The 17,935-nt window shown below is 75.5% G+C and carries 23 protein-coding genes; 15 read left to right on the forward strand and 8 right to left on the reverse strand.

From position 1 onward, the window contains the following. The first annotated feature begins 1 nt into the window (after window position 1). On the forward strand, window positions 2–538 hold the full coding sequence (locus ACI79S_RS17820; protein ID WP_456594776.1) for a DUF421 domain-containing protein: 537 nt from the start codon (window positions 2–4) through the stop codon (window positions 536–538). A 73-nt stretch (window positions 539–611) separates the two neighbouring features. On the opposite strand, the gene ACI79S_RS17825 is transcribed toward ACI79S_RS17820, so the two are convergent. From ACI79S_RS17825 to ACI79S_RS17840, 4 genes are read right to left on the reverse strand one after another with little or no spacing between them, the layout of a single operon-like run. Beyond that, a complete protein-coding gene (locus ACI79S_RS17825) occupies window positions 612–1,988 on the reverse strand; it encodes a DUF2254 domain-containing protein (protein ID WP_456594777.1) in 1,377 nt (458 codons plus the stop codon). A gap of 4 nt (window positions 1,989–1,992) precedes the next feature. After that, window positions 1,993–2,571, reverse strand: coding sequence for a GerMN domain-containing protein (locus ACI79S_RS17830; protein WP_456594778.1), 579 nt, complete (start codon window positions 2,569–2,571; stop codon window positions 1,993–1,995). Further along, window positions 2,568–4,025 carry an ATP-binding protein gene (locus ACI79S_RS17835; protein WP_456594779.1) on the reverse strand — a complete coding sequence of 486 codons (1,458 nt, stop codon included), beginning with the start codon at window positions 4,023–4,025 and terminating at the stop codon, window positions 2,568–2,570. The genes ACI79S_RS17830 and ACI79S_RS17835 overlap by 4 nt, the downstream gene beginning before the upstream one ends. Beyond that, window positions 4,022–4,699 carry a response regulator gene (locus ACI79S_RS17840; protein ID WP_456594780.1) on the reverse strand — a complete coding sequence of 226 codons (678 nt, stop codon included), beginning with the start codon at window positions 4,697–4,699 and terminating at the stop codon, window positions 4,022–4,024. The genes ACI79S_RS17835 and ACI79S_RS17840 overlap by 4 nt, the downstream gene beginning before the upstream one ends. A 323-nt stretch (window positions 4,700–5,022) precedes the next feature. Between ACI79S_RS17840 and ACI79S_RS17845 the strand changes: the two genes are divergently transcribed. Then, window positions 5,023–6,042 (forward strand): potassium channel family protein, encoded by a 1,020-nt coding sequence (locus tag ACI79S_RS17845; RefSeq protein ID WP_456594781.1) that lies wholly within the window; start codon window positions 5,023–5,025, stop codon window positions 6,040–6,042. Window positions 6,043–6,378: 336 nt separating this feature from the next. Then, entirely contained in the window at window positions 6,379–6,867 is a 489-nt protein-coding gene (locus tag ACI79S_RS17850) for a hypothetical protein (protein ID WP_456594782.1), read from the forward strand. Window positions 6,868–6,955: 88 nt separating this feature from the next. Here ACI79S_RS17850 and ACI79S_RS17855 read toward each other — a convergent pair whose 3' ends face one another. Further along, entirely contained in the window at window positions 6,956–7,099 is a 144-nt protein-coding gene (locus ACI79S_RS17855; RefSeq protein ID WP_456589745.1) for a hypothetical protein, read from the reverse strand. A gap of 153 nt (window positions 7,100–7,252) precedes the next feature. On the opposite strand from ACI79S_RS17855, the gene ACI79S_RS17860 reads away from it, so the two are divergent. The 4 genes from ACI79S_RS17860 to ACI79S_RS17875 all read left to right on the forward strand — a co-directional run bounded on the left by ACI79S_RS17860 (window position 7,253) and on the right by ACI79S_RS17875 (window position 9,908). Further along, complete coding sequence (locus ACI79S_RS17860) at window positions 7,253–7,717, forward strand: winged helix-turn-helix transcriptional regulator (RefSeq protein WP_456594783.1); 465 nt, start codon at window positions 7,253–7,255, stop codon at window positions 7,715–7,717. 108 nt (window positions 7,718–7,825) lie between these two features. Continuing rightward, window positions 7,826–8,221: a VOC family protein gene (locus tag ACI79S_RS17865; protein WP_456594819.1), complete on the forward strand. Its 396-nt coding sequence runs from the start codon at window positions 7,826–7,828 to the stop codon at window positions 8,219–8,221. A 135-nt stretch (window positions 8,222–8,356) separates the two neighbouring features. Next, complete coding sequence (locus ACI79S_RS17870; protein WP_456594784.1) at window positions 8,357–9,649, forward strand: S8 family serine peptidase; 1,293 nt, start codon at window positions 8,357–8,359, stop codon at window positions 9,647–9,649. A gap of 25 nt (window positions 9,650–9,674) precedes the next feature. Beyond that, the gene (locus ACI79S_RS17875) at window positions 9,675–9,908 is read left to right on the forward strand and encodes a hypothetical protein (protein ID WP_456594785.1); all 234 of its coding nucleotides are present in this window, start codon (window positions 9,675–9,677) and stop codon (window positions 9,906–9,908) included. A 32-nt stretch (window positions 9,909–9,940) separates the two neighbouring features. On the opposite strand, the gene ACI79S_RS17880 is transcribed toward ACI79S_RS17875, so the two are convergent. After that, window positions 9,941–10,399: an STAS domain-containing protein gene (locus ACI79S_RS17880; protein ID WP_456594786.1), complete on the reverse strand. Its 459-nt coding sequence runs from the start codon at window positions 10,397–10,399 to the stop codon at window positions 9,941–9,943. A 184-nt stretch (window positions 10,400–10,583) separates the two neighbouring features. On the opposite strand from ACI79S_RS17880, the gene ACI79S_RS17885 reads away from it, so the two are divergent. The 5 genes from ACI79S_RS17885 to ACI79S_RS17905 are packed head-to-tail and all read left to right on the forward strand — an operon-like array spanning window position 10,584 to window position 14,127. Next, on the forward strand, window positions 10,584–11,651 hold the full coding sequence (locus tag ACI79S_RS17885; RefSeq protein WP_456594787.1) for a phosphotransferase family protein: 1,068 nt from the start codon (window positions 10,584–10,586) through the stop codon (window positions 11,649–11,651). Further along, entirely contained in the window at window positions 11,642–12,295 is a 654-nt protein-coding gene (locus ACI79S_RS17890) for a histidine phosphatase family protein (RefSeq protein WP_456594788.1), read from the forward strand. The genes ACI79S_RS17885 and ACI79S_RS17890 overlap by 10 nt, the downstream gene beginning before the upstream one ends. 32 nt (window positions 12,296–12,327) lie before the next feature. Continuing rightward, the gene (gene mug, locus ACI79S_RS17895; protein ID WP_456594789.1) at window positions 12,328–12,873 is read left to right on the forward strand and encodes a G/U mismatch-specific DNA glycosylase; all 546 of its coding nucleotides are present in this window, start codon (window positions 12,328–12,330) and stop codon (window positions 12,871–12,873) included. A gap of 7 nt (window positions 12,874–12,880) precedes the next feature. Beyond that, a complete protein-coding gene (locus tag ACI79S_RS17900; protein ID WP_456594790.1) occupies window positions 12,881–13,321 on the forward strand; it encodes an NAD(P)H-dependent oxidoreductase in 441 nt (146 codons plus the stop codon). Between the two features lie 14 nt (window positions 13,322–13,335). Beyond that, window positions 13,336–14,127, forward strand: coding sequence for an alpha/beta hydrolase (locus ACI79S_RS17905; protein WP_456594791.1), 792 nt, complete (start codon window positions 13,336–13,338; stop codon window positions 14,125–14,127). A gap of 616 nt (window positions 14,128–14,743) precedes the next feature. On the opposite strand, the gene ACI79S_RS17910 is transcribed toward ACI79S_RS17905, so the two are convergent. Next, window positions 14,744–14,947, reverse strand: a complete 204-nt coding sequence (locus ACI79S_RS17910; RefSeq protein WP_456594792.1) for a cold-shock protein — start codon at window positions 14,945–14,947, stop codon at window positions 14,744–14,746. A gap of 258 nt (window positions 14,948–15,205) precedes the next feature. Here ACI79S_RS17910 and ACI79S_RS17915 point away from each other — a divergent pair, with 258 nt between their 5' ends. Further along, complete coding sequence (locus ACI79S_RS17915) at window positions 15,206–16,564, forward strand: alpha-amylase family protein (protein WP_456594793.1); 1,359 nt, start codon at window positions 15,206–15,208, stop codon at window positions 16,562–16,564. 9 nt (window positions 16,565–16,573) lie between these two features. Here ACI79S_RS17915 and ACI79S_RS17920 read toward each other — a convergent pair whose 3' ends face one another. Then, complete coding sequence (locus ACI79S_RS17920) at window positions 16,574–16,768, reverse strand: hypothetical protein (protein WP_456594794.1); 195 nt, start codon at window positions 16,766–16,768, stop codon at window positions 16,574–16,576. Window positions 16,769–16,850: 82 nt separating this feature from the next. On the opposite strand from ACI79S_RS17920, the gene ACI79S_RS17925 reads away from it, so the two are divergent. Together ACI79S_RS17925 and ACI79S_RS17930 are read left to right on the forward strand one after the other, a co-directional pair. Further along, window positions 16,851–17,684 carry an alpha/beta fold hydrolase gene (locus ACI79S_RS17925; RefSeq protein ID WP_456594795.1) on the forward strand — a complete coding sequence of 278 codons (834 nt, stop codon included), beginning with the start codon at window positions 16,851–16,853 and terminating at the stop codon, window positions 17,682–17,684. A gap of 49 nt (window positions 17,685–17,733) precedes the next feature. Then, on the forward strand, window positions 17,734–17,916 hold the full coding sequence (locus ACI79S_RS17930) for a PspC domain-containing protein (protein WP_456594796.1): 183 nt from the start codon (window positions 17,734–17,736) through the stop codon (window positions 17,914–17,916). Window positions 17,917–17,935 lie beyond the last annotated feature (19 nt).

Consider the following 17,935-nt stretch of genomic DNA (forward strand, 5'->3'; position numbering starts at 1 on the left):
CATGTGGTTCGACGAATGGTCCGGGATCCTCCGAGTGCTGCTGGTGGGATCAGCGGCGTACGTGACCGTGGTGGTGGTCCTGCGGCTCTCCGGCAAACGGACGCTCACCAAGCTCAACGCCTTCGACCTGGTGGTCACCGTGGCGCTGGGCTCCACGCTGGCCACCATCCTGCTCAGCAGCGACGTCGCGTGGATGGAGGGTGCGGTCGCCCTCGGGCTGCTCGCCCTGCTGCAGCTCGTGGTCGCGTGGCTGACGGTGCGCTGGCCCGCCCTCCGGGGGGTCGTGACCTCCCGGCCGACGCTGGTGCTGCGCGACGGGCAGCCGTTGCCGGACCGGATGCGGGACGTGCGGGTCGGCATCGACGAGATCCGTCAGGCCGTCCGCTCGACGGGGGCCGGTGACCTGTCGGACGTGGCCGCGGTGGTGCTCGAGAGCGACGGCTCGATGAGCGTCATCCCGGCGAAGAAGTACGGCAGCGGCTCCGCGCTCGAGGGGATCGCGGGTGCCGACGGGATCTCCCGCGCTGCCCGGACCTGACCGGACCTCCGCGGCGAGGTGCCGCACACCGCCGGACGGGCGGCCATGGCGTGGGGACCGCTGGACCCGGCGGTCACCCGGTCGGGCCGCCCGACGGCCCCGGTCGGGGGCTCAGCCGCCGGGCCGGCGACCAGCGCCCCTCCAGCGCGTCCTCGACCGCCGACCGCCAGGCGTTCGTCTCGCGGCTGTCGATCGCGGTGCTCTCCAGCGCCGAGTCCACGCACCGGTCGAGCAGGGCGCGGAGGGCGTCGTCGAGGTCCTCGCCGCGCACCCGCCACGCGACCTCCTGCAGCAGGCCGGCGATCCGGCGCAGGACGGCCGGCTGCCCCGACGCGTACTGCAGGGGCTCCTCCAGGCCGACGGTGAGCAGTTCCTGGGCGGTCCACCGCGGCACCAGCAGCCGCACCGTGCCGTCGTCGTCGCGCCACGACCGAACGGTGCTGCGGCAGGGGAGGAGGTCGGCGAGCAGCGCGGAGACGTGGGACAGGGCGTGGACGGCGGTCGTGGGGTCGTTGATGCCGGGGGAGAGGGCCCGGCCGGCGATGTCGACGATCTTGCGGAGGCTGTAGGCCGCGTCCTGGTCGGGGGTGCGCTCGTAGGACAGCCGCACGCTGCGGTTCACCGCGTCGCGCAGCGGCTGCAGGTCGTCGGCCGGGCCGCCGGTGCGAGTCCACACCTCGGCCAGCGGCGTGCCGGCGACGACGGCGTCGCCCATGCGGGGGGAGAGGCCGATGACGGCATCGGCGTCCCGGGCCGCCCGCACGAGCCGATCGACGTCCAGGTCGACGACGAAGCCGCTCCCGGTCGCCTCGATCGCCGCACCCGGCCCCTCGGGGACGTCGGCGTCGTGCGCGAGCCGGTCGTCGTCCGTCTCCTGCACCGCTCGCGTCGCCTCGTCGTGCACGTCGCGCAGCATCGTCTCCACCCGCAGGGTGCGTGCCAGGTGCCCGAGGAACACCACCAGGCCCACGACGCTGCCCAGCGCGAAGAGGAACGCCAGCGTGATCGACACCCGGGGGACGAACGAGTTCTCGCCCGCAGCGGCCTCCGCCGTCCGGACGGTGCGCAGGACGGTGAGCGCGTAGACGAAGGTGCCGGTCAGCTGCGCGAGCGTGAACTGGACGACGCGGTCGGTGGCGAAGGTCTGCAGCAGCCGTGGTGAGTACTGGCTGCTGCCCAGCTGCAGCGCCACGACGGTGAGCGAGAAGATCACACCGGTCACCGAGATCAGCGAGCCGGCGATCGAGGCCAGCAGGTCCCGGGCCGCCGCCGGACCACCGCCGAACACGAAGCCCAGGGGTGACGCCGGACCGCCCGTGCCGAGGAAGCCGTCGAGGATCGGCATCGCGACACCGAGCCCGACGGCGAGCACGACCGCCAGGAGCGGGATCGGCCACAGGGCGCGGCGCATCCGCCGCCACAGGCGCTGCAGTGGGTTGAGCTCGCTCATGCGGTCAGTCCTCGCTCGCAGGATCGGAGTCCGGCGTCCGCGTGGGCGGGGCGGCCGCGCGGAACTGCTCGCGGCCGACCGCCCCGTCGGTGAGGCCGTCGTCGGTGGGCACCTCCACCGGCGCCCCGTCGACCAGGAAGCGCACCCGGTCGGTGCCGGGGAGCTCGGTGAGCGTCCAGACCACCTGGGCGACGGCGAGCAGTTGGTTGCCACCGGTGATGCCGGCGAACTCCCCGGTCACGCTCACCGCCGTGATGCCGCCCGGCAGGCCCTCGTCCGCCACGATGGACTGCGGCGCCACCGCGGTCCGCAGCCCGCCGACGACCTCCGCCCGGGTGGGCCCGATCGCCAGCAGGTCGAGGGCACGCTCCGCGGTCACCGTGCGGCTCGCCCGGGGGACCGGTTCGAGCCGGGCGCCGCGGACGAAGAAGACGACCACCTCGGGGCCGTCGCCGTCGCGCGGTGGCGCAGGGGTGTCGAGCGTGGCGGCGGGCACGGCGATGTGCTCGGGCTGCGACTGCGGGTCGACGCCGCAGCCGGTCAGCACCACGAGCGCGCACAGCAGGACGGCGAGGACCCTCACGAGCCGGCCTCCACGGGCAGGTCCACCACGAACCGGGCGCCACCACCGGGGGAGTCCTCGACGCGCACCGCACCGCCCATCATCCGCAGGTGGCGGACGACGAGGGCCAGCCCGAGCCCGGCTCCCTCGGTCCGGGTGCGGATGCTGCCCGAGCCCCGGGCGAACCGCTCGAAGATGCGGTCGCGCTCGGCTACGGCCACGCCCGGGCCGGCGTCGTCCACGGCCACCCGCACGACGTCCCCGTCGCGCGAGACGGTGACCCCGGTGAGGCCTCCGCCGTGCTTCTCGGCGTTGTCCATGAGGTTGCCCAGCACCCGCTCCAGGCGGCGCTTGTCCGCGTGGACCAGCGCGTGCTCGGCGTCGGGGTGCACGGTGAGCAGCGCCGCGCTCGTGCCGTCCAGCCGGTGCCGGCCCACGACCTCCCGGATGAGCGCGGACAGCCGCACGGGCTCGGCCGCGATGTCGGTGCTCCCCGCGTCGGCCCGCGAGATCTCCAGCAGGTCCGCGACCAGGCGCTCGAACCGCTCCACCTCCGAGCGCAGCAGCCCCAGGGCCTCGGCCTGCTCCGCGTCACCGGGGTCGGCGGTGGCCTCCACGAGGTGCAGCGCCCCCAGCATGGTGGTCAGGGGGCTGCGCAGCTCGTGGCTGACGTCTGCGGCGAAGCGGGCATCGCTGCGCACCCGCTCCTCGAGCGCCTCCGCGGTCTTGTTGAACGACGCGGCGATGGGCGCCAGCGACGGGTCGCCGCGCGGGTCGATGCGGGTGTCGAGCGCGCCGGCGGCGACGGCCGCCGCCGCGTCGGAGATCCGGTCGAGCGGGCGCAGCGCGGGGCCGGTGACCCACCACCCGACCACGAAGGAGAGCGGCACCGAGCCGAGGACAGCCACCCCCAGCACGGTGGCCAGCACCCGGTAGGTCCGGTCCAGCTCGCCCAGCGGGAAGACCTCGATGTAGGCCGATCCCAGCTCGGCCAGCGGCACGGCGACGGCCATCACCGTCTCGCCGTCCAGCTCGATGCGCTGGCGGACGGACGTGCCGGCGACCGCCAGCTCGCGCAGCTGCTCGGGTAGGTCGTCGCGGCCGACCAGCAGCGACGTGGTGGTCCAGGCGCCGCCGTCGACCAGTAGCGAGGTCGAGCCCGTCTCGCGCGGCAGCTGGGCGAGCACCTGGGCGACGCCCAGCCCCTCGGTGGCCAGCGAGCGCTGCACCTGCGCCGCGTTGTCCGAGGTCTGCACGAGCGTGACCCGCTCGCGCTGGAGGAGGAGGAACTGCGACACCGCCACCCACACCGCGATCGCCAGGACGGTCGAGACGCCGAGGGTGACCGCCGCGAAGGCGGCGGTCGCCCGCGCCCGCAGGCTGGCGAGCCGGAAGGGGGCGCGGCGGGGCAGGCGGGCGCTTCCCGGCGCTCCGCCCCCGCCGGGGAGGGGCGCCCCGCTGACCGGCGCCGTCACCCAGCGACCCGGTAGCCCATGCCCCGGACGGTCGTCACCAGCGTCGGGTTCGACGGGTCGGGTTCGATCTTCTTCCGCAGCCGGCGGATGTGGACGTCGACCAGGCGGGAGTCGCCGAAGTAGTCGTACCCCCAGACGCGCTCGAGCAGCTCCTCCCGGCTGAGCACCCGCCCGGGCTCGGTGGCGAGCTCGCAGAGGAGCCGGAACTCCGTGCGGGTGAGGTTCAGCAGCTCCCCGTTCCGTGCCACGGTCCCCTCCGCGGGCGAGACCTCCACGTCGCCGACGGTCAGCCGTACCCGTGGCTCCGGGGCGCGGGTTCGGCGGGCCAGGGCCCGGATGCGCGCGGAGAGCTCCTTGACGACGAAGGGCTTGGAGACGTAGTCGTCGGCACCGGCCTCCAGGCCGGCGACCACGTCGTGGCTGTCCGACCGGGCGGTGACCATGATGACCGGGGTGTTGGAGGAGCGCCGGATCTCGCGGCACACCTCGAAGCCGTCCTTCCCGGGCAGCATCAGGTCCAGCAGGATGACGTCGAACGACCGCTCGCCCAGCCGCGCCAGCCCGTCCTCGCCGCTCTCGGCCTCGGTGACCTCGAGCCCCTCCCGCTGCAGCGTCATCTGCAGCATGCGCCGGATGCGGGGGTCGTCCTCGATGATCAGCACTGACCGGGACATGCCGGTCAGTCTGCCCAGCACGGTGGGCGGCTACTCCCCCCGCCCCGTCCGGGTGACCAGCCGCCGAGCCCCTCGCGCGAGCCCGGTTCCGGCGCCGGGAAGATGACAACTCCGTGACGTCCGGGTCGGTCTGCCTGCCGCTGGCTACCGGGACCGGGAGAACCGGCCGTCCGTGGTGCCGGTGAGGAAGGAAACGTGCTCCCGATCCCCCTCGTCCCGTCCGCCCGGCGACCGCGGAAGGGGCGCGCGCTGCCCGTCACCGCCTCGACCGGCCGGGGCCGGCCGGTCCGCGGCGTGACGGGCCGTCGCCGGTGAACGCCGGCGTGTCCGCCCTCGCGATCGGCGCGGGCCTGCTGGTCATCGCGCTGGTGGCGTGGGACGTGGTCTCCACGACCCTCACCATCGGTGAGGGCGCCGGCCCGCTGACGCGGCGGGTGCTCACCGGCGGGTGGCGGCGGCTGCTGCGCCGCCACCGGCGTGGCGACCGGCGCCGGACGCGGCTGCTCACGGCGGCCGGGCCGCTGCTGATGGTCACCACGGTGGTCCTCTGGGTCGCCCTGTTCTGGGCCGGCTGGTCACTGGCCTTCCTGGGCGCCGAGGCGGTGGGGGGCGCGAATCCTCGCCGGCCGGCGTCGGTGCTGGACACCATCTACTTCGCCGGCACCGCGATCTCCACGCTCGGGGTCGGTGACTTCGTCGCCACCACCCCGATCTGGCGCGTGGCCGCCGCCGTCGCTGCGTTCAGCGGGCTGGCGCTGATGACCCTGGCCATCACCTACCTGTTCTCGGTGATGTCGGCGGTGGTCTCCCGCCGGGCCCTGGCCACCCAGCTGCACGCCCAGGGAAGGACCGCGGAGGAGATGGTGCTCGGGTGCTGGGACGGCGACCGGTTCAGCCCCGTGCTGACCCAGCAGCTGCTGCAGCTGCCCGCGCAGCTGGCGTCGCTCGCCGAGCAGCACCTGGCCTACCCGGTGCTGCACTTCTTCCGGAGCCGCCGCCCCGAGGCCGCCGCTCCGCTCGCGATCGCCCGGCTCGACGACGCGCTCCTCCTGCTGGAGTCCGCGGTCGCCGCGCCGGTGCGCCCACCGGCGGCGGCGGTGGTCCCCGTACGCCGGGTGATCGACCGGTACCTGGCCACGGCGAGCAGCAACCACCCCCTGGGTTCGGGCGACGAGGGCCCGCCGCGACCCCCGTGCACCGACCGCCTGGCCGCGGCTGGGGTGCCCCTCGCCGACGCGCACACGTGGCAGCGGGCCGTCGATCGGGCCGCCGGGCGTCGTGCCCGCCTGCGCCGGTTGGTCGAGGACGCCGGGTGGGAGTGGGACGCGCCGGGGCCGGCCTGACCTCCCGCCGGTCCGCCCCCCCCCGAAGGTGCGGCCGGGCGCTCGGCCCCCGGTCCGGCCGTGCTTCGCCATCCCCCTCGTCGCACCGGCCGCGGGCGGTCCGTGTGACGGCCCTGCAACACCGGTGCGGCGCTGCGCCCGCAGCGTTTTGCGATGCGGTGACGAACGGCTCGCCCGGGGGAGGCCGCGTCCCGCGCGGGGCAGCAACCGGAAGCTCCGCCGCGGGCCCTCCGCGGCGGCACCGGAGCCGGAGAGGACCACCGCCATGACGACCAGCTGGCCCAGTTCCGTGGCGCCCGCCGACGCCGATCCCGCCGCGTGGGGCGGGAGGTACCGGTGATGCGCCGGGGCCTGGCCTCCCGCCGGCGCGTGGCCACCGTCCTGCTGGCCGCCGCCCTCGCCGGTGGCGTCCTCGGCGGTTGCGGCGAGGACGACGTGGACGACACGACCGCCGCCGACGTCGACGTCCGGCCCTCCGACGACATCGAGGACCCCTACGACGGGGAGTACACCGCGGCTTTCCGCGAGGACCTCGAGGGGTACCGCGGCCTGGAGGTCACGCTCCTCGGCGAGGTGGAGCGGATCGTGTCACCGGTGGCCTTCACCCTGACCGGCGACGACGTCGAGCCGATCCTGGTCATCGCGGACGAGGAGCTCCCCGACCTCCGGCCCGGCGAGCGCGTGGCGCTGGCCGCCGAGCCGTGGGAGGAGTTCGAGCTGGCGGCGTTGGAGGCGGAGCTGGGGACCGATCTGCCCGACGACGCCTATGCCGAGTGGGAGGGCGAGCCGTACCTCGACGCGAGCCGGGTGGAGGTGCGCAGCTGAGCCGGTGACGCACGGCAGGTGGCCCGGGGAGGTGCCGCGACCGCCACCTCGCCGGGCCGTGCCCCCGCGGCGGCGGGGGCGCCGGTGATCAGCGGCGGGCGCCCAGGGCGGCGATCTCGTGGGCGGACTCGAGCGTCGGGGCCGTGGCGAGCGCGCGGGCCAGTGCTCGCTCGTCGCGCAGGTGCGCGCGGACGGCGTGCCGGCGGGCGAGGACGGTGCGGAGGCGGGTCATGGCGGGTTCCTTCCGGAGCAGCGGTGGTGGCGCGAGCGCTGCAGGGGGCCGGGCGGGCCGGCCGGAGACCGTCCGCCTCCTGGGTTCGCACCACGAACTCTGCTCCTCCGTGCGAGGTTCGGCAAGTGAACCCAGCATGGTTATGCTCACACTGTGAGCGACGCCTCGTTCGACCGGTCCCGCTGCTCCGTCGCCGGCACGCTCGCCGTGGTGGGGGAGAAGTGGAGCCTGCTCGTCCTGCGGGAGGCGTTCCTGGGGGTCCGCCGGTTCGCCGACCTCCAGCAGGCCCTGGGGGCGCCCAAGGCGGTCCTCACCGACCGGCTGGCGACCCTGGTGCGCGAGGGGGTGCTCAGCCGGGAGCCCTACCGGGCCGAGGGCGAGCGTCAGCGGCACGAGTACCGGCTCACCGACAAGGGTCGCGACCTCTACCCGACCCTGGTGGCCCTCATGGAGTGGGGCGACCGCTACCTCGCCGACGGCCCGGCACCGCTGGCGCTGGAGCACCGCGAGTGCGGCGCGCCGGTGCGCGTCGCCGTGGTCTGCGGGGACGGCCACGAGATCGGCGGCCCGCGCGAGGTGCGGCCCCGGCCGGCCGGGGGGACCGCGGCCACGGGATGAGGGGACGGCGGCCGCGCCGATGAGTTCGCGGCGGCGTCCCCGTCCTAGCTGACGAGACCGCCGCGGACGGCGGCGGGCCGCCCCCGACCCGAGGAGCTCATCGTGCGCATGATCTTCGTGAACCTGCCCGTGGCCGACCGCGACCGCGCCGACGCCTTCTACGGAGCGCTGGGTTTCCGGCGCAACGACCAGTTCTCCGACGACCGGTGCGTCTCCTACACGATCGAGGAGAACATCCACGTCATGCTGCTGACCCGCGACCGGTTCGCCGACTTCGTCACCGGCGAGGTCGGCGACCCGGCGCAGGCGACCTCGGTGCTCACCTGCCTGTCCGCCGGCAGCCGCGAGGAGGTCGACCGGCTGGTCGCCGACGCGATCGCGGCCGGCGGGAAGCCCTGGCTGCCCGCCCAGGACCACGGCGCGATGTACGGCGCCAGCTTCGCCGACCCCGACGGCAACGTCTGGGAAGTCATGTGGATGGACCCGGCGGTCGTCGAGGGCTGACCCGCGGGCGCGCTCCCCGGGTTGCCCGGTCCGCTCCTTCCCGCCACGCTGGGTCGACCGGTCGCGACGGCCGGTGATCGAGTAGCGGGCGCTGTGCCAGCCGGCCGCCCCGCGACGTGCCGACGGGGAGGCGCAGTGACCGATCCGGGTGACCCGGGCAGCATGCGGCCCGGCGCGGCCCTGCCGCCGCCGCGGACCACCGGCCGGCAGATCGTCGTGTTCGCCGACGCGCCGGAGGACGACGTGCCCGTCGACTGGGCGCGCGCGGGGGTGCGCGACGTCGCCGACTCCCGGGACTTCGCCGACGGCGACGTGCCGCCGGAGACGCTCCGCGAGGCGGGCGCCACCGTCTTCGCGGCGCTCGGCATCGCCGTCGTCGCCGGCCCGGCCCGGCTGGACGACCTGCAGGCGGCGTCGGCCCGGCGGTTCCTCTCCGTGTCGCCGGAGCTGGTGCACCACGCGCTCCCCGCCGACCCCGGCAGCTACGCGCGGGGCTACCGGGACGGGGTGGCCGACCTGACCGGCCGGCTGCTCGCGTCCGCGGACGAGCGCCCGGCCGGACCGGCCGCGCGCTTCGAGGACACCGCGCAGGCCACCTGGGGGGTGCAGGCCGTGCGGGCCGACGTCTCCCCGTACTCCGGCCGGGGCATCCGGGTGGCCGTGCTGGACACCGGCCTCGACCTCGCACACCCCGACTTCGCCGGCCGGGCGGTGACCGCCCGGTCGTTCGTCGCCGGGGAGGGCGTCCAGGACGGGCACGGCCACGGCACGCACTGCATCGGTACCGCATGCGGGCCGGCGACGCCGCTCGCCGGCCCGCGGTACGGCGTCGCCCACGGGGCCGACGTCTTCGCCGGCAAGGTCCTCGGGGACGACGGCAGCGGCACCGACGCGGGCATCCTGGCGGGGATCAACTGGGCGGTGACCAGCGGGTGCCCGGTCGTCTCCATGTCGCTGGGGGCCGACGTCGTGGTCGCGCACCCGCCGTACTCCGCGGCGGGGCGTCGCGCGCTCCAGCGGGGCTCGCTGGTCATCGCGGCAGCGGGCAACAACGCCGATCGGCGTGCCGGTGACCCGGGTTTCGTCGGCGCCCCGGCCAACAGCGTCGAGGTCCTGGCCGTCGGTGCGCTGGACCGATCGCTGGAGACGGCGTACTTCTCCGCGCGCAGCCTGCCGGGGCGCGGCGGGCAGGTCGATGTCGCCGGTCCCGGGGTGGACGTGTACTCGGCCTGGCCCGGGCCCGAGCGCTACCGGACGATCAGCGGCACCAGCATGGCCGCGCCGCACGTCGCCGGCGTCGCCGCCCTGTGGGCGGAGGCCACCGGCCGGCGCGGCCTGGAGCTGTGGGCCACCCTGCTGCAGGAGAGCGAACGGCTGCTCCAGCCCTCGGCCGACGCCGGGAGCGGTCTCGCCGTCGCTCCGCGGTGACCCGCCGCCGCGTAGCCTGCGCGCCATGACCCAGGTCAGCGTGACCGTGGACGACGGGCACCTGTCCGCGCTCGACGGCGTGGTGCGCGGCTTGCGTGCGCGCGGCATGCGGGTGGACCAGGTGCTCGACGGGCTCGGCATCATCACCGGCTCCGTGCCGCCCGGCAGGGTCGGCGCGCTCACCGGCGTCGCCGGTGTCGTGTCGGTCGACGAGGGGCTCGCGCACCGGCTGCCCCCACCGGAGGCGCCGGTCCAGTGACGGCCACGGTCTCCCCGCTCCCGGCGCGCGGGTCAACCCGTGAGCGGCGTCCGGTCCGGGGTCGCCCGCCGGCGGTTGGGATCGCGCACCGCGGCCAGTGAGCGGCGGGTGCGCCGGGTCTCCGCGACCTCGGCGCTGACGGCCGGCGTCGGAGGAGGCGTCTCCAGCAGCTGGTCGAGCCCCACCAGGAGCACCAGCCGGTGGACGCACGGGCTGGGCAGCAGCCACAGGTGGGCGCCGCGACCGCGCGCCAGCCGGTGGGCCGACAGCAGCACGCGCAGACCTTCGGCGTCGCAGAAGCTCACCCCACCCGCGTCGAGCGTCCAGCGGGTGCCGTCCTGGGCGGGCAGTGTCGCCACGGCGTCGAGGACGTGGTGCGCGTGCTCCCGGTCGAGCTCGCCGTCGACCGTCACGTGGGCCGCAGCCGGGTCGACCGACACGAGGAACGGGCCGCCCGTGGGGACGGGGGGTGCGATGTCGTGCGGACCCATGGGGATCTCCCACCCGGGACCAGGTGCCGGGAACGGGGTGTCCGAGGCACCGCGGCGCCCGTGACGGCGCTGCTCAGGCCGGAGCTCCGACCGAGCGGGACGCTACCAGCCGCCGTGGCCACGTGGACCCGTCGCGAGCGCGGCACCGGGCGGCCGGCCGCGGGCCCGTGGTGGGATGGGTCCGATGAGCGAGAACGCGAGCCGCCTGCGTGATGTCCGCCCCGAGGACGCCTTCGACGTCGATGCCGTGCACGCCTGGCTGGCGCCGCGCGTCCCCGCCCTCGCCGGGTGCCCGGCGCCGCAGGTGCGCCAGTTCACCGGCGGGGCCAGCAACCTCACGTACCTCCTCGACTACGGCGACCTGGAACTGGTCCTGCGCCGGCCGCCGCACGGGCACAAGGCCGCCTCGGCGCATGACATGGGCCGTGAGGTGCGCGTGCAGCAGCGGCTGCGCCCGCACCTGGACGTCGTGGCGGAGATCCACGGTTTCTGCCAGGACCCGTCGGTGATCGGCAGCGACTTCTACGTGATGGAGCGGCTGCGGGGCGTCGTGCTGGGGCGGAAGCTCCCCGAGGGCGTGGAGCTCTCGCCGGAGCAGGCGCGGGTGCTGGGGGAGACGGCGTACGACACCCTCGCCGACCTGCACTCCATCGACGTGGACGAGGCGGGACTGACCGACCTGGGGAAGGGCCCCGGCTACGTGCGCCGGCAGGTGGAGGGCTGGTCGCGGCGGTTCCGGGACGCGCTCACCGACGACGTGCCGCCGGCCGAGGAGCTGATGGCCTGGCTCGCCGCGCACCAGCCGCAGGACGTGCGGGCCAGCCTCCTGCACGGCGACTGGAAGCTCGACAACCTGGTGCTCGACCTGTCCGGCACCCCCCGCATCACCGGCGTCCTGGACTGGGAGATGGCCACCGTCGGCGACCCCCTCATGGACCTCGGCGCATCCCTGGCCTACTGGGTGACGGCCGACGACGACGAGGAGTTCGGGCTGGTCTCCACGCAGCCGAGCACCCTGCCCGGGATGCCGACCCGCGAGCAGCTCGTCGAGCGGTACCTGGCCCGCACCGGGCTGCAGCCGGCGAACTGGACCTTCTACGAGGTGTTCGGGCTGTTCCGGCTGGCGGTGATCATCCAGCAGATCTGGGCGCGGTACCGCTCGGGGCACACGACCAACCCGCGCTTCGCGCACTTCGGCATCGCCGCCGCCGTCCTGCTCCAGCGCGCGGAGCGGCTCGCCGGATGCCGCTGATCTGCCTCGTCCGGCACGGGCAGGCCTCCTTCGGTGCCGACGACTACGACGTGCTCAGCGAACTCGGTCGCCAGCAGGCCGGCTGCGTGGGGGAGGAGCTGCGCCGGCGCGACCTGCGCGACCCGGTGGTCGTCTCCGGCACCCTGCGCCGGCAGCGGGACACCGCGGCGCTGCTGGCGGAGGCGGCCGGCTGGGCGGTGTCCGAGCAGGTCGACGCCCGCCTCGACGAGTACGACCACCTCGACCTGCTGAAGCGCTACCCGGAGGACGCGGGAGCGGTCGGCGACTCGGGGTCGCGGCAGGTGCAGCGGCTGCTCGACGGCGCGCTGCGGTCCTGGATCGCCGCCGGTGACGCCGACGGCTGGCCGGCCTTCTCCAGCGGGGCCCTGGCGGCCGTCAGCGGGCTGGCCGCCGGGTTGCCACGGGGGCGCGACGCGGTCGTCGTCAGCTCCGCCGGGGTGGTCGCCGCCGTGGTGGCCGACCTGCTCGGCGCCCCGGCCGAGGGCGTGGTGGCGCTGAACCGCGCCGCCGTGAACGTCGGCATCACCTCGGTGGTGGCAGGCGGGTCGGGGCTGTCGCTGCTGGCGTTCAACGACCACGCGCACGTCAGCGGCGACCGGCGTCAGCTGCTCACCTACCGCTGACCCCGGTCGCCGAGGGCGGAGAGGATGGGCAGGTGCCCCGCCAGCAGGCTTCCCGAGGACAGCTGCCCGCCAAGCCGCTGCCCGACGTCGTCGCGCCCGGCCTCGACGTGCTCTTCTGCGGGATCAACCCCTCGCTGCTGTCGGCGGAGGTCGGCCACCACTTCGCCCGGCCGGGGAACCGCTTCTGGCCGGCGATCCACCTCGCCGGGTTCACCCCCCGCCTGCTGCGCCCGGAGGAGGACGGCGAGCTGCTCCGGTACGGGCTCGGGGTGACCAACGTCGTCGACCGGCCGACGCGCACCGCCGCCGAGCTGTCGGTGGAGGAGCTCCGCGAGGGCGCGGCGGTGCTGGAGCGGCTGGTGGCCCGCGTCCGGCCACGGGTGCTCGCCGTCCTGGGCATCACCGCCTGGCGGCAGGGCTTCGGCCGGCCCCGGGCGGTCGCCGGCCGCCAGCCCGAGCGGGTGGGCGGCGTCGTGACCTGGGTCGTGCCCAACCCCAGCGGGCTGAACGCCCACGCGCAGCTGCCGGACCTGGCGCGTGCGTACCGGGAGCTCCGTCCCGCCCCGGAAGCGGGATGATGCCCGCATGCCCCGTCTGCTCGTCGTCCACCACACCCCCTCGCCGGCGCTGCAGGCCGTGCTGGAAGCGGTCCGGGAGGGTGTCGCCCTCGTCGACGACGTCGAGCTGACCCTCCGGCCGGCGCTCTCGGCCGGGGCGGCCGACCTGCTCGCCGCGGACGGTGTGCTGCTGGGCACCCCGGCGAACATCGGCTACATGTCGGGGGCGCTCAAGCACTTCTTCGACACCGTCTACTACCCTTGCCTGGAGGCGACGGCCGGCCTGCCGTTCGGGGTCTACGTGCACGGCAACGACGACACCGCCGGCGCGTTGCGCAGCATCGAGCGGGTCACCGGTGCCCTGCGCTGGAAGCAGGTGGCCGCGCCGCTGAGCCTCACCGGCGCGCCCGGCCCGGCGGAGCTGGAGGCATGCCGGGAGCTGGCCGCGACCGTCGCGGTCGGTCTTTGAGGCGGGGCGGACCGGTGCCCGACCGGCGGACCGTGCTCGCGGCCGGGGTCACGGCGGCCCTCGGCGGCCTGCTGGGGGCATGCGGGGCCGAGCGGTCCGGGACGGGGGGCCGGGGCGGGCAAGGGGCCGCGCCGGGGAACGACGCCTCGCTCAGCGCCCGGCCGGCGCAGCCGCCGGCCGCGTCCGACGAGCCTCTCGAGGCCGGCACCCGTGAGCTGGCCGGCACGGGTGGGGCGCTGCTGCACGTGCCGCCCGGCCTGCCCGCGGGGGAGCCGGTGCCGCTGGTCGTCAGCCTGCACGGCGCCGGGGGCGACGCGGCAGCGGGGCTGGACCTGCTGCGTCCGCTCGCCGAGGAGCGCGGGCTGGTGCTGCTCGCGCCGTCCTCGGAGTCCTCGACGTGGGACGCCGTCGGCGGTGGGTTCGGCCCGGACGTCGAACGCATCGACCGCGCGCTGGAGGAGGTGTTCGCGACCCTGCCGGTCGACCCCGGGCGGATCGCCGTCGCCGGCTTCTCCGACGGCGCGTCCTACGCCCTGGGGCTCGGGCTGGCCAACGGCGGCCTGTTCTCCCGCGTGGTGGCCTTCTCGCCGGGCTTCCTGCCGTCCGCGCCGCGGTCGGGGCGCCCGGCGGTGTTCGTGTCCCACGGCGTGGCCGACGAGGTGCTGCCGATCGACCGGACCAGCCGCCGGATCGTCCCCGCGCTGGAGGACGACGGCTACGACGTCACCTACCGGGAGTTCGACGGGCCGCACGCCGTGCCACCCGACGTGGCCCGCGAGGCCGTCGGGTGGCTGGCGGCCGGCTGACCGGCGGCGCCGGTGACCGTCGCGGGCGACGCCCGGCACGGCGGCGGCCGAGCTGCTCGCGGCCGGTGCCACGGGCGGTCCGAGGGCCGCTGGACGTGGCCGGCCGGCCGGCGCCGGACCCGGTCGGTGCGGTTGGTTCCCCGGCCGGACGCCGTCACCACCGCTGCAGCGGTGCCGACGACGTCCGGCCAGGGATGCTGCAGGGCGGGGGTGGAACACCTGCGATGCAGCAGCTTCAGGGGGCCGAGGGGTGCGGGCTCACCAGCGCAGGGGGTGCGTCGACCGGGAGTGCGCGGTCCGGCAGGCCCGGCAGTTCCCCCAGGAGACGATGCACAGCGGCGTCGTCGCACCACCGCACTCGGGGCACTCGACCGCGCTCTCGGAGCTGGCGCGCGCCTCGAGGCGAGCGCGGGAGCGTTCCTCGTGGATCGTCTCGTCACCCCGGCAGGAGCAACCGAGATGGGTGTCCTCGCAGCGTGTGGCGATGGGGTTCCCTCCGGTGTCGTGGTCGACGCTGCGCCCGCGGCGCCCGTCGTCGCAGCCGGTGCAGATCGCCCGGCACCGATACGCGAAGGGGGCCACGGCGCAGTGCCGTGGCCCCCTCCTCACGCGTCCATCAGACGGCGCGGACGTTCTCCGCCTGCGGGCCCTTCTGGCCCTGCGTCACGTCGAACTCGACCTGCTGCCCCTCGTCGAGGGACTTGTAGCCGCTGCCGCTGATGGCGGAGTAGTGGCAGAAGACGTCGGCGCCGCCGCCGTCCTGGGCGATGAACCCGAAGCCCTTCTCCGCGTTGAACCACTTCACAGTGCCCTGAGCCATGTCGTTCTTCTTTCGTGCTGGGGGGTGACCGCACGGGTACGTACCGGGTGCGGGGCCGCCGCACCGACCGGCAGAACCGAGAGGAACGTCAGGCAGGAACGACCGCGGACGTTCGAGAACGAAAGCAGAGGCACAACAGCGACCGAGGAGAACCCTACTCCTCCTGCGGCTCTCCCGGGAAAGGCCTGGCCGGGGGCGCCCTTCCGGCGGGTGACCCGGCCGACGGCCGTGGAGGGCCGGTGCGCGAGCATCGTCGGCATGACTCCTCCGGGCACACGCGAACCCGGCTGGGTGCACGACGCGATCTGGTGGCACGTCTACCCGCTCGGTTTCGTCGGAGCGGAGCGGCGGGCCGAGCCCGGGCAGCCGCTGCGCCGCCGGCTGGGCGGGCTGGTCCCCTGGCTGGACCATGCGGTGCAGCTGGGCGTCTCCGGCCTGACGCTGGGGCCGGTCTTCGCGTCGGAGACCCACGGGTACGACACCACCGACCACCTGCGCATCGACCCCCGGCTCGGCGACGACGCCGACTTCGACGCCCTGGTCACCGAGTGCCGCTCGCGGGGCCTGCGGCTGCTGCTGGACGGCGTCTTCAACCACGTGGGCCGGGAGCACCCGGCGTTCCAGCGGGTGCTGGCGGAGGGGCCGGCCGCGGCCACCGCGGGGTGGTTCCGGCTGCGCTGGCCCGGCGGCCCGGAGGCGTGGACGCCGGGCACGGCGCCAGACCACGACGACTTCGAGGGCCACCACCACCTGGTCGCGCTCGACCACGGGTCGCCGGCCGTCGCCGACCACGTCACCGAGGTGATGTCGCACTGGCTGGACCGCGGCGCCGACGGCTGGCGGCTGGACGCGGCGTACGCCGTCCCGACGTCGTTCTGGGCCGAGGTGGCCGGGCGGGTGCGCTCCCGGCACCCCGAGGCCTACCTCATGGGCGAGGTCATCCACGGCGACTACCGCCGGTTCGTCCACGAGTCGACCCTGGACTCGGTGACCCAGTACGAGCTGTGGAAGGCGATCTGGAGCTCGCTGAACGACCGCAACTTCTTCGAGCTGGGCGCGGCGCTGGACCGCCACGGCGGCTTCCTCGAGGACTTCGTGCCCTACACCTTCGTCGGCAACCACGACGTCACGCGCATCGCCAGCCGGCTCGGCGACGACCGGCACCTGCCGCACGCCCTGGTCGTGCTGCTCACCACCGGGGGGACGCCCTCGGTGTACGCCGGCGACGAGCACGCCTTCCGCGGCGTCAAGGAGGACCGGGCCGGCGGCGACGACGCCGTCCGCCCACCGTTCCCCGCCTCGCCGGCCGAGCTCTCACCGGTCGGGCTGCCCGTCTACCACCTGCACCAGGAGCTGATCGGCGTGCGCCGCCGGCACCGCTGGCTGCACGCTGCCCGCACGCGGACGCTGCACCTGGCCAACGAGACGGTCGTCTACGAGGCCGTGGCGGGCAGCGAGCGGCTCGTCGTGGTCCTGTCGGTCGCCGACGGCCCGGCCGAGCTGCCGGCGCCGCGGGCGGGCGCGGTGCTGTGCGGTGCGGCCGACGTCCTCGCACCCGGCTCCGACGGAGCCCGGGTGCGGGTGCCGGCGCACGGGTGGGCGGTGCTGGCCGGCTGACGCGCCGGCTCAGCGGCTGGTCGCCAGCTCCTTCACCGCCTTCGCCACGTACAGCGAGGCGAGGGCCAGGAACAGCGCCCCGATCGCGGCCCGCACCTGGTCGTCGGTGACCGACGTCCGCTGGGCCACCGGCCCGGCCACGGTGTCGGCCACGCGCGCCCGCCAGCCCTTGAGCCCGGCCTTGCCGAAGGTGATCGCATCCATGGGGCGCTCCCTACCCCTGTCGGCGGCGAGGTGAACGGAGCGCCGGCGCATCGACGGCCGCGGGGCGGGGCACTGCCCGGTCATGGACGTACCGGTCGGCTCCACCCGGAAGGTCGACGTCGGCGGCTGCCGCCTGGACGTGTGGGAGGCCGGTGGGAGCGGCCCGGCGGTGCTGCTCGTCCACGGCATCCCCACCAACTCCCGGCTGTGGTGGGACGTCGTCCCGGAGGTGTCCACCTCGGCCCGGGTGCTGGCCGTCGACATGCTCGGCTACGGCGACTCCGACCCCTCCGGCGACCGCCCGGTCGACCTCGCGGCCCAGGCGGCGCTGCTGCTGCGGCTGCTGGACACCCTCGGCGTGGACCGGGCGGTGGTCGTCGGCCACGACCTCGGCGGGGGCGTGGCCCAGATCCTGGCGACCACCGCCACCGACCGGGTCGCCGGGCTCGGCGTGGTCAACGGCGTCTGCTACGACGGGTGGCCGGTCCCCGTGGTGCGGGCGATGAAGGGCACCTGGCCCGCCCTCCAGCTCCTCCCGCCACCGCTGCTCGCGGGCGCACTGCGCCCGGCGCTGCGCTCCCTCTTCGTCCACCAGGAGCGGGCCACGCCGTTCATCGACCGCTTCGTCGCGCCGTGGGCACGCCCGGGCGGCCCGGCGCAGCTGGCGCGGCACCTGCGCGCGCTGGACTCGGTGTACACGCAGACCATCGCCCCGTTCCTGCCCCGGCTCGCGGTGCCCGCCGAGGTGGTCTGGGGCCGCCAGGACCACCAGATGAAGCCCCGGTACGGGCAGCGGCTCGCCGACGACCTGCCCGGCGCGCGCCTCACCTGGGTGGACGACGCCAGCCACTTCGTCCCCGCCGACCGGCCGGACGTCGTGGCCGAGGCGGTGCTCCGCCTGGTCCGGCAGGTCTGACGCGCCTCGCCGACGTGTCCGACCCGCCGGGGGCGGGTAGGCCCCCGCCATGACAACACCGCTGGTCAGGCCACGTTCGCAGAAGATGATCGCCGGGGTGTGCGCGGCCCTGGCCAACCGGTTCGGCGTCTCCACCGGGCTGGTCCGGATCGCCTTCGTGCTCTTCGGTCTCTTCGGGGTCGGCGAGATCGTCTACATCGCGCTCTGGATCATGATCCCGAAGCAGCGCTGACGCGCCGGACCGGCTGTGG

The sequence above is a fragment of the Blastococcus sp. SYSU DS1024 genome, assembly GCF_054050795.1.

What these genes read in the sequence shown, in the direction of transcription:
- ACI79S_RS17825 (WP_456594777.1), bottom strand. Translation starts at nt 1,988, where the DNA reads ATGAGCGAGCTCAACCCACTGCAGCGCCTGTGGCGGCGGATGCGCCGC.
- ACI79S_RS17840 (WP_456594780.1), bottom strand. Translation starts at nt 4,699, where the DNA reads ATGTCCCGGTCAGTGCTGATCATCGAGGACGACCCCCGCATCCGGCGC.
- ACI79S_RS17900 (WP_456594790.1), top strand. Translation starts at nt 12,881, where the DNA reads ATGCCCCGTCTGCTCGTCGTCCACCACACCCCCTCGCCGGCGCTGCAG.
- ACI79S_RS17880 (WP_456594786.1), bottom strand. Translation starts at nt 10,399, where the DNA reads ATGGGTCCGCACGACATCGCACCCCCCGTCCCCACGGGCGGCCCGTTC.
- ACI79S_RS17865 (WP_456594819.1), top strand. Translation starts at nt 7,826, where the DNA reads ATGATCTTCGTGAACCTGCCCGTGGCCGACCGCGACCGCGCCGACGCC.
- ACI79S_RS17820 (WP_456594776.1), top strand. Translation starts at nt 2, where the DNA reads ATGTGGTTCGACGAATGGTCCGGGATCCTCCGAGTGCTGCTGGTGGGA.
- ACI79S_RS17910 (WP_456594792.1), bottom strand. Translation starts at nt 14,947, where the DNA reads ATGGCTCAGGGCACTGTGAAGTGGTTCAACGCGGAGAAGGGCTTCGGG.
- ACI79S_RS17930 (WP_456594796.1), top strand. Translation starts at nt 17,734, where the DNA reads ATGACAACACCGCTGGTCAGGCCACGTTCGCAGAAGATGATCGCCGGG.
- ACI79S_RS17875 (WP_456594785.1), top strand. Translation starts at nt 9,675, where the DNA reads ATGACCCAGGTCAGCGTGACCGTGGACGACGGGCACCTGTCCGCGCTC.
- ACI79S_RS17925 (WP_456594795.1), top strand. Translation starts at nt 16,851, where the DNA reads ATGGACGTACCGGTCGGCTCCACCCGGAAGGTCGACGTCGGCGGCTGC.
- ACI79S_RS17855 (WP_456589745.1), bottom strand. Translation starts at nt 7,099, where the DNA reads ATGACCCGCCTCCGCACCGTCCTCGCCCGCCGGCACGCCGTCCGCGCG.
- ACI79S_RS17920 (WP_456594794.1), bottom strand. Translation starts at nt 16,768, where the DNA reads ATGGATGCGATCACCTTCGGCAAGGCCGGGCTCAAGGGCTGGCGGGCG.
- ACI79S_RS17915 (WP_456594793.1), top strand. Translation starts at nt 15,206, where the DNA reads ATGACTCCTCCGGGCACACGCGAACCCGGCTGGGTGCACGACGCGATC.
- ACI79S_RS17885 (WP_456594787.1), top strand. Translation starts at nt 10,584, where the DNA reads ATGAGCGAGAACGCGAGCCGCCTGCGTGATGTCCGCCCCGAGGACGCC.
- ACI79S_RS17890 (WP_456594788.1), top strand. Translation starts at nt 11,642, where the DNA reads ATGCCGCTGATCTGCCTCGTCCGGCACGGGCAGGCCTCCTTCGGTGCC.